General features: G+C 70.9%; 9 protein-coding genes. 5 read left to right on the top strand and 4 right to left on the bottom strand.

What is annotated here, in order from left to right; all coding sequences use genetic code 11:
• Positions 1 to 38: 38 nt before the first annotated feature.
• The gene (locus H9652_RS01190) at positions 39 to 986 is read right to left on the bottom strand and encodes a DUF5692 family protein (protein WP_191794291.1); all 948 of its coding nucleotides are present in this window, start codon (positions 984 to 986) and stop codon (positions 39 to 41) included.
• Positions 987 to 1,100: 114 nt separating this feature from the next.
• Positions 1,101 to 1,712, bottom strand: a complete 612-nt coding sequence (locus H9652_RS01185; RefSeq protein ID WP_191794290.1) for a TetR/AcrR family transcriptional regulator — start codon at positions 1,710 to 1,712, stop codon at positions 1,101 to 1,103.
• A 235-nt stretch (positions 1,713 to 1,947) separates the two neighbouring features.
• On the opposite strand from H9652_RS01185, the gene H9652_RS01180 reads away from it, so the two are divergent.
• Positions 1,948 to 2,712 carry a GTP pyrophosphokinase gene (locus tag H9652_RS01180; protein ID WP_191794289.1) on the top strand — a complete coding sequence of 255 codons (765 nt, stop codon included), beginning with the start codon at positions 1,948 to 1,950 and terminating at the stop codon, positions 2,710 to 2,712.
• Here H9652_RS01180 and H9652_RS01175 read toward each other — a convergent pair.
• The gene (locus H9652_RS01175; protein ID WP_191794288.1) at positions 2,709 to 3,011 is read right to left on the bottom strand and encodes a DUF1905 domain-containing protein; all 303 of its coding nucleotides are present in this window, start codon (positions 3,009 to 3,011) and stop codon (positions 2,709 to 2,711) included. The two genes, H9652_RS01180 and H9652_RS01175, sit on opposite strands and share 4 nt — an antisense overlap.
• Positions 3,012 to 3,136: 125 nt before the next feature.
• On the opposite strand from H9652_RS01175, the gene H9652_RS01170 reads away from it, so the two are divergent.
• From H9652_RS01170 to H9652_RS01155, 4 genes are all read left to right on the top strand, one after another.
• Positions 3,137 to 3,688 (top strand): MOSC domain-containing protein, encoded by a 552-nt coding sequence (locus H9652_RS01170; RefSeq protein WP_318243930.1) that lies wholly within the window; start codon positions 3,137 to 3,139, stop codon positions 3,686 to 3,688.
• Positions 3,689 to 3,727: 39 nt separating this feature from the next.
• Positions 3,728 to 4,720 carry a non-homologous end joining protein Ku gene (gene ku, locus H9652_RS01165; protein ID WP_191794286.1) on the top strand — a complete coding sequence of 331 codons (993 nt, stop codon included), beginning with the start codon at positions 3,728 to 3,730 and terminating at the stop codon, positions 4,718 to 4,720.
• Between the two features lie 27 nt (positions 4,721 to 4,747).
• Positions 4,748 to 5,254, top strand: coding sequence for a heme-degrading domain-containing protein (locus tag H9652_RS01160; RefSeq protein WP_191794285.1), 507 nt, complete (start codon positions 4,748 to 4,750; stop codon positions 5,252 to 5,254).
• Between the two features lie 115 nt (positions 5,255 to 5,369).
• Positions 5,370 to 5,849, top strand: coding sequence for a VOC family protein (locus H9652_RS01155; RefSeq protein ID WP_191794284.1), 480 nt, complete (start codon positions 5,370 to 5,372; stop codon positions 5,847 to 5,849).
• 83 nt (positions 5,850 to 5,932) lie between these two features.
• On the opposite strand, the gene H9652_RS01150 is transcribed toward H9652_RS01155, so the two are convergent.
• A partial coding sequence (locus H9652_RS01150) for a sialidase family protein (RefSeq protein ID WP_191794283.1) occupies positions 5,933 to 8,365 on the bottom strand: 2,433 nt, incomplete at its 5' end.

Raw genomic sequence — 8,365 nt, 5'->3', positions numbered from 1 at the left:
ACGCCGTGTCGGGCGACCCTTCGTCGTGGTCGGAGCCGTCAGGCGGTCGTGGTGCCCGCGGTGGCGAGCTCCGGACGGTCCTTCGCGAGCTCCTGGTAGGACTTGTGGTCCGTGAACAGCTCGTCGCGCAGCGGGTTGCGGCGCTTGGTCACGATCACCTTGACCTGGTAGACGGCGACAGCGACGTTGGCGAGCAGCGAGATCAGGCTGACCACGAACAGCGCCTTCGGGTCGTGCGAGGAGTCGACGGCGAACGACGAGTCGGAGACGAACGTCGGCACGGCCATCGTGAACATCATCCAGAACGCGAGCGTGTGCGCACGGTGCTGGAGCCAGGCGCCCTTGCGCAGGAAGAACGCCGGGATCGTGCAGCTGATGAGCAGCGCAGCACCCGCGTAGAACGCGTGGTCGCCCACGCAGTTGTAGACGTACGCGAAGTTCCACAGGTCGTACGCGATGATCCAGAACCACATCATGTCTGGCCAGACCATGTCCTTGAAGCGGTCGCGCGTGATGTAGATGCCGGCCCAGCCGCAGATCGTCAGCAGGTTCAGGATGCCCGCGATGCCGTTCATGACGTTCCACGAACCGCCGACCATGAACACGCCGTCGACCATGCCGTCCATGCCGGAGACCTGGAAGTCGCGGATCACGGCCTCTGCGATGTTGAGCGCGAGGATCGCCGGGGGGAAGAGCAGGGCGTACTTCATCTGCCCGATGCGGGGGAAGTACCGGATGAGCATGAAGCCGATACAGCCCGCGAGGGCCGAGTACACCTTGACCCAGTGGAACCAGGTGCCGGTCGAGGACCCGGCGCCTGCGGTGTAGGGCCAGACGAAGATCGTCAGCACGACGGGCAGGACGATGAAGATCCCGATCGCGGCGGTCTTCGACCAGCGGACGAGCTCGTTGAGGCCGACGAGGGCCGCGAGCACCACGAACCACATGACGGCTGCTTGCCAGGGGATGGAGTCGAACAGGAACACGTCGCTCCCTTTCTCAGGGACGGCTGGACGGCGGGTGCCGCCCGGGGGGTGGGGGATGGTGCGGCAGGTGAGCGAGCGCGGTCCCGGCGCACCGTCGGGATCCGGGCCGTCGCGTCACTCGGTGTCGGAACGCGCCTCCTCCAGGTGCAGCACCTGCCGCACGATCGTCACGAGCACGGTGTCGTCGACCTCCGGGGTGTTCCGGGCCAGGCCGACGAGGCCGTAGACGAGGACGTAGAACGTCTCCGGGACGTGCTCGATGCCGATGTGGTGCCGGGCCGCGTACGCCTCGACCGTCGTGGCGCCGATGCACTCGACCACGGCCCGCACGGCCCGGTCGAGGAAGCGGTTGTACAGCCCTGCGCTCTCGGTGCGCTGCATGTCGTCGCGCAGCGGGGCGACCGCCCGCAGGTGCGTGCGGAACATCGCGATGCAGTCGACGAGGGCCTTGTCGATGTTCCCGGGCTCGCGCGCCGCGTCCCACGCGCGCACGGCCTCCACGAACTCGCCGACGTAGCCCTCGAGCACCGCGTCGACGAGAGCGTCCTTGTCGGGGAAGTAGTAGTAGACGAGGCCCCGTGCGACCCCCGCGCGCTCCGCGACCTCCTTGGTCGAGGTGCGGGCGATGCCCTGCTCCGCGAACAGCCCGCGGGCGGCGTGCACGATCTCCTCGGCACGTACCTCGGGTGCTGAACGTCGCCGCCTCGGCGTCGTCGCGTCGGTCATCGGAGCCCCTTCCTGAGCTGATACCTGGACGCTAGATCCGCTATTGACACGGCGTCAACAGTGTTCGACCAGGTCAGGACGTAGGTCCCGACGGTCGGGGTCCTACGGCCCGTCGACCAGGGCGGGCGGGGCCACGACCTGAGACGGGCCGTGGCCAGCGGCGGACGAGGGCGTCCTGCGGACCGCCGGTGTGCGACGGTGGAGGATCGACGTCGGCACGATCAGCGAGGAATCCATGAGCGGTGAACCCCAGGTCGGGGCAGAGCTGAGGGCCCTGCGGGAGCACTTCACGCGGCTGATGATGACGTACCGGTTCGGCATGGACGAGGTGATGACGAAGATCACCATCCTGCGCGACGAGTTCGCCTACGCCCACGAGTACAACCCGATCGAGCACGTGTCCTCACGCCTCAAGTCGCCCGAGTCCTTGCTCGCCAAGGCCCGCCGCAAGGGCGTGGACCTGACGATCGAGGCCCTGCGCGCGGAGATCTTCGACATCGCGGGCGTGCGCGTCACGTGCAGCTTCGTGTCCGACATCTACACGGTGCGCGACATGATCGCTGCCCAGCGCGACGTCGTCGTCCTCGAGGAGCGCGACTACATCGCGCACCCCAAGGGCAACGGGTACAAGAGCCTGCACCTGATCGTCGAGGTGCCCGTGTTCCTGTCCGACCGGGTGCAGCCCGTGGTCGTCGAGATCCAGATCCGGACCATCGCCATGGACTTCTGGGCCAGCCTCGAGCACAAGATCTACTACAAGTACGACAAGGCCGTGCCGCAGCGGCTCCTCGACGAGCTCAAGGAGGCCTCGCTCGCGGCCTCCGAGCTCGACGCCAAGATGGAGCGCCTGCACGAGGAGGTGCTCCAGCACTCGCGCGACACCGCGGACCGTCGCCCCGGGGCGGAGAAGATGGCAGGGCCGTTCACGCCGTCGTGGGAGCTGCTCGACTCGTACCTGCGTGGCAGACCGGGCGCGGGCGGCGCGGAGCCGGCGGGCTAGATCAGCGTCTCGACCGCGATCCGCACGGTGTCGCCCACGTCGACGCCCTCGGCCCGGCGTACCGCGGCCTTGACGGGCAGGACGAACGTCTTGCGCCCGGCGTCGGGGAAGACCGACGTGGACCAGTGCGACCCGCCGATCGTGACCTCGACCTTGACCGACCCGAACCCGGCCGGGGGGAGCGGTGAGTCGGCGATCTCGTCGCTCACGTCGGTGGGCAGGGCGGCGAAGACCCACGAGTCCGTGCGCGCCGTCCAGCGCCACAGCTCCGCCTCGAACTCGTACCTGGTGCCGGCCATGCGCCCATGATGCCTGGCGGTACCCACAGGCGTCGGGCCGCGCTCCGGCCCCGGCGCCCTGCCGGTCCGCCGAAGCGCCGGACACCCACGCCCCTGGCCGGGGCGTCTGCGCCAAGATGGTCCCCGTGACCGAACCCGTGCCTCACGTCGTGGCTGTGGCGTTCAGCCTGACCCACGGCTTCAGCAAGGACCGACAGCCCAGCGTGCAGATCGTCGAAGGGCTGGGCGTCGTCGGCGACGCGCACGCCGGCCAGACCGTGAAGCACCGCAGCCGGGTGCGGGCCGACCCGTCGCAGCCCAACCTGCGCCAGGTCCACCTCATGCACGCCGAGCTGTTCGACGAGCTCGCCGAGGCGGGGTTCGACGTCGGGCCCGCCGACCTGGGCGAGAACGTGACGACGTACGGCGTCGACCTGCTGGGCCTGCCGCGCGGCACCCGCCTGCACCTCGGCGCCGAGGTGGTCCTCGAGGTCACCGGGCTGCGCAACCCGTGCCAGCAGATCAACGACTTCCGGCCGGGCCTGCTCAAGCGGCTCGTCCTGCCCGACGGCGCGGGCGACGTGATCCGCAAGGCCGGGATCATGACCGTGGTCGCCCGCGGCGGGTCGGTCGCGGTCGGGGACGTCATCGAGGTCGACCTCCCCGCGGGCCCGCACCACCGGCTCCAGATGGTCTGACGACTCGCCAGGCCCCGCGCCCGGGCGCACCATGGAACGATGAGGGCCATCTGGAAGGGTGCCATCACGTTCGGTCTCGTCAACGTGCCGATCAAGGTGTACTCGGCGACCGAGGACCACGACGTGCCGCTGCACCAGGTGCACGACAAGGACGGCGGCCGGATCCGCTACCAGCGACGGTGCGAGGTCTGCGGCGAGGTCGTGGCGTACGAGCACATCGACAAGGCGTACGACGACGGTGAACGCACGGTCGTGCTCACGGCCGAGGACCTGGGGTCGCTGCCCGCCGAGCGCAGCCGCGAGGTCGAGGTCGTCGAGTTCGTGCCCAACGACCAGATCGACCCCATGCTCCTGGACCGCAGCTACTACCTCGAGCCCGACTCGTCGTCGAACAAGGCGTACGTGCTGCTGCGCCGCACGCTCGAGGAGACCGACCGCACCGCGATCGTGAAGTTCGCGCTGCGCCAGCGCACGCGGCTCGCGGCGCTGCGCGTGCGCGACGACGTGCTGGTCCTGCAGACGCTCCTGTGGGCCGACGAGGTGCGCGAGGCCGCGTTCCCGACGCTCGACGAGCCCGCGAAGGTCAGCGCCAAGGAGCTCGCGATGTCGTCGCAGCTCGTCGAGTCCTTCGCGGCCGACTTCACGCCCGAGGAGTACCAGGACGACTACCAGGCCCAGCTCCGCCAGCTCATCGAGGCCAAGATCGAAGCAGGCGACACGTTCAGCACGGAAGGGACCTTCGGCGAGCAGGAGGAGAAGGGCGGCGAGGGCGCCGAGGTCATCGACCTCATGGAGGCCCTGCGGCGCAGCGTCGAGAGCTCGCACGGCAAGAAGCCCGGCGACGCGAAGGGCGACGAGCCCGCGAAGGAGGCGGCGCCGTCGGGCGGCACGAAGAAGGGCGCCGCAGGGACGAAGGAGAGCAAGGGCACGACGGCGGCGCGCGCCTCGAGCGGCAAGGCCGCCTCGAGCACGGCGGAGGCCACGACGAAGAAGCCCGCGAAGAAGACGACGCGCAAGAAGGCCTCGGCATGAGCGTTCGCGGCGTGCCAGGCTGACGCCATGACCCACGACCAGCCCGAGAGCCCCGACCTCGCCCGCACCGCCCGCTTCATCGCGGAGGCCGAGCAGCACGAACGCGACCTCGTGCTCACGCGCTTCACGCACGACGACGCGTGGCGGCTCGGCTGCCTGCTCGTCGAGCTCGCGGCCGAGCGGTCGCTGCCGATCACGATCGACGTGCGCCGCGGACCGCAGCAGGTCTTCCACGCCGCGACCGAGGGGACCACGCCCGACAACGACACGTGGGTCCAGCGCAAGGTGCGCGTGGTCGAGAGGTTCGGTGCGTCGTCGTACCTCATGGGCCTGCGGGCCAAGGCCAAGGGGACGACGTTCACCGCGCAGCACGAGCTGTCGCTCCAGGAGTACGCGGCCCACGGCGGGGCGTTCCCGCTGCGGGTCGAGGGCGTCGGGGTGATCGGCGTCGTGACGGTGTCCGGCCTGGCGCAGCGCGACGACCACCTGCTCGTGGTCGAGGCGCTGGGGACGTTCCTGCGGACGGCTGCCTGACGCGCCCCACGGCCGGTGTGCCCGACCGGGCGCGCCGACCGATGAGTTCGCCGGCCCCGGCCGGTCGGACCAGAAGAGCGCGACGCACCGCGCGCCGCGCGGGAGGAGGAGAACGATGCGACCGATCGTCCCGAGCCTGTGGTTCAACGGAGGACTCGAGGAGGCCGTGGCCTTCTACACGTCGGTGTTCCCCGACAGCACCGTCGGCGACGCCCTGAAGATGCCCGACGGCACCCTCGTCACCATCGACTTCACGTTGCAGGGCCAGCCCTTCAACCTCATCAACGGCGGCCCCGACCACCTGTTCCCGTTCAGCGAGGCCGTCTCGTTCATCGTGCGCTGCGAGGACGAGGCGGAGGTCGACCGCTACTGGGACGCCCTGCTCTCGGGCGGCGGCACCGAGTCGCAGTGCGGCTGGCTCAAGGACCGCTACGGGCTGTCGTGGCAGGTCGTGCCCGTCGAGTTCGAGGAGCTCGCGCAGTCCGACGACCAGCAGGCCGTGGCGCGCATGATGGGCGCCATGATGCAGATGATCAAGCTCGAGATGCCCGCGCTGCGGGCCGCTTTCGAGGGGAAGCAGCCCGCGGACGCCTGAGGCCGTCGGGGGAGACGGTGCTCGGCCCCCGCCCCCACCGGCACGGGGACGAGGGCCGAGGTCTGTGGTGCGTCAGCCGCGGATCAGCACGACGTCGCGTCGTAGGGCGCGGCGAGGGTCGTCGTCGCGCCGGCGGCGGTCACGTCGAACGAGACCTGCCCGGCCGCCACGGAGGCGGAACGGGTCGCGAACCGCTGCGACGCGCTGCGCCCGGGGGCGAGCCCCGCGAACGCCTTGGTGCCGGCGGTCGAGCGGATCGTGACGTCGAGCGCCTCGTCCCCGGCGTTGACCGCGCGACCCGTGAGCTGGACCTTGCCCGCGACGCACTGGGCGCTCGCGGTCACCTCGACCGGGACGACGGGCTGCGCGGGCAGCTCGTAGGGCGCCACCTCGACCTGTCCGGTCACGGCGAGCTTGCCGTTCGCGGCGTCCACCGTGACGGTCCGGCCCGCGAGCGAGCCCGCCGCGACGTCGGCCGCGGAGAGCGTGCGGCGCACGGTGCCGCACGGGGCCTCGGCGCCCGCCGCGAGCTCGGGCAGCGTGCACAGGCCCGCGGCCCCGACGCCCGTGAGCCGCACGTTGCCCGTGTTGCGGACCGTGATCTGGTTGGCCACGACGTCGCCCGCGTTCACCGAGCCGTTCGCGTCGGTGTCCTCGACCGTGGCCCCTCCGGCCGTGACGGCGAGCGAGGGGCGGCGGTCGACCAGGTCGACGGGCTCGCCCGTGAGCGCGACCGACGAGGCCTGGTCCGCGTTCATGGACCAGCGGGTCTCGGGGACGAAGAATCCGTCCGCCAGGTCGCCCGCCGTCACGACGCGGTACGCGAGCGCGCACAGGTAGGTGCCACCTGCGGGCAGGCTGCTCCAGTTGCACCCCGGGGACAGGTTCGTCAGGTTGCCGGTCGCCGTCGAGCGGTAGGCCGTGGTGCCGGTGTTGTAGACGCGGAACGAGTAGGGCACGCGCTCGCCCACGGCGTACGGCTGGGCCGCGACGTCACGCTCGGTCGTGTACTTCCCGAACACCGCGAGGGACGTCACGGGCCCCGCGGGGCCGCCGGTCACGGTCACGTAGCCGTATGCGCGCGCCTGGGTGCCGTCGGCCGCGGTCAGGACGCTCTGGACCCGTACGGGGTTGGCGGACGTGGTCGCCGCAGCGGTCGCGGACGCCGTGAGCGCGACCTGGACCGTGGCGGTCTGGCCGACGGCGAGCGCCGGCACGTCGGTCGTCGTGGCGCTCCAGCCCACGGGGGCGTCGATCGTCAGGCGTGAGGCGGCGAGCGGCGCCTGGTTCTGGTTGGTGACCTTGACGGGGACCTGCACGGTGCCGCCCGTCGCGACGGTCGTGTCCGGCACGACCGTCGAGGCGCACGTGGCGTTGAGCCACTCCTGGTCGAAGCTCGCGAACGAGATCGCGTTCATTCCCTGCGTCTCGTACAGGAGCCCGAAGCGCCCGTCGCCGATCGGCGAGAGCGTCGAGTACGCGCCCGAGCCGGGGTTGACGACCCGGAAGCCGGGCCAGGTCGCGCCGTCGTCGCACGAGAGGCGCACGGTCACGTTCTCGCGGCCCGTGGTGCTGTTGGAGTTGCTGAACAGCAGCATTCTCGCCTCGGCCGAGCCCTCGGGGGCGTCGGGGTACAGGCGTGAGACCGACCCGTTGTTGGTCGGGTCGGGGAGCTGGCGGTCGAGCGAGACGGGGCCGTAGGTGTGCCCGCCGTCGGTCGAGTAGGCGATCTTGCGGTACTTGCTGCCCGCCGAGTCGCGCGAGTTCATCATGACGCGACCGTCGGAGAGCTCGACCGACTTGTTCTCGTCCATGCCCGTGCCGAACGCCTCGCCGTGCGCCCACGTGGCGCCGTGGTCGTCGGAGTAGACGCTGTAGGCCTTGTAGGTCCCGCCTGTACGGGCCGTGAACTGCTGGACCAGGCGTCCGGCGTGCTCGCCGTAGCGCAGCTGGATGCCCTCGCCCGAGGCCGCGAAGATGCCGGCCCACGACGGGTCCTTGGCGCCCTCGGTGATGACGCGGCCCTCCCAGGTCTCGCCCCCGTCCTCGGAGACGCTGACCGCGGCGTGCAGGATCTGCCGGTTGGTCGGGTCGACGCCGGTGGCCGAGCCGCCGAAGCCCTGGTCGAAGGACTTCACGTGGAAGTTGAAGATCGTGCCCGTCTCGCGGTCCACGACGTAGCTGGGGTCCGAGAACCCGTACTTGTCGGGGGACGAGCTCGTCCCGTACCCGGCGGCCACGACGGTCGTGGGCTCCCACGTCGCGCCGCCGTCCCGGCTCGCACGCTGCAGGATCGAGTTGGGCTGCGGGGCGTCGCCCGCGTTGAACGGGCGCCCGTCGTACGACGCGAGGATCGTCCCGTCGTTCGTCGTGGTGAGGGCGGGGATGCGGTAGTTCGCGTAGCCGCCCGTACCGCCGACCGCGAGGGTCTGCTCGGAGAACGTCCCCGGCCCGTCGGTCGCGGCGGGAGGGAACGGGTCGAACGCCTGGGCGCTCGCGGCCGGGGCCACGAGGAG

The sequence above is a fragment of the Oerskovia rustica genome (assembly GCF_014836555.1).
Lineage (GTDB): Bacteria > Actinomycetota > Actinomycetes > Actinomycetales > Cellulomonadaceae > Oerskovia > Oerskovia rustica.
The sequence above is the reverse complement of the archived record's forward strand: the minus strand, read 5'-3'. Positions and strand labels throughout refer to the sequence as shown.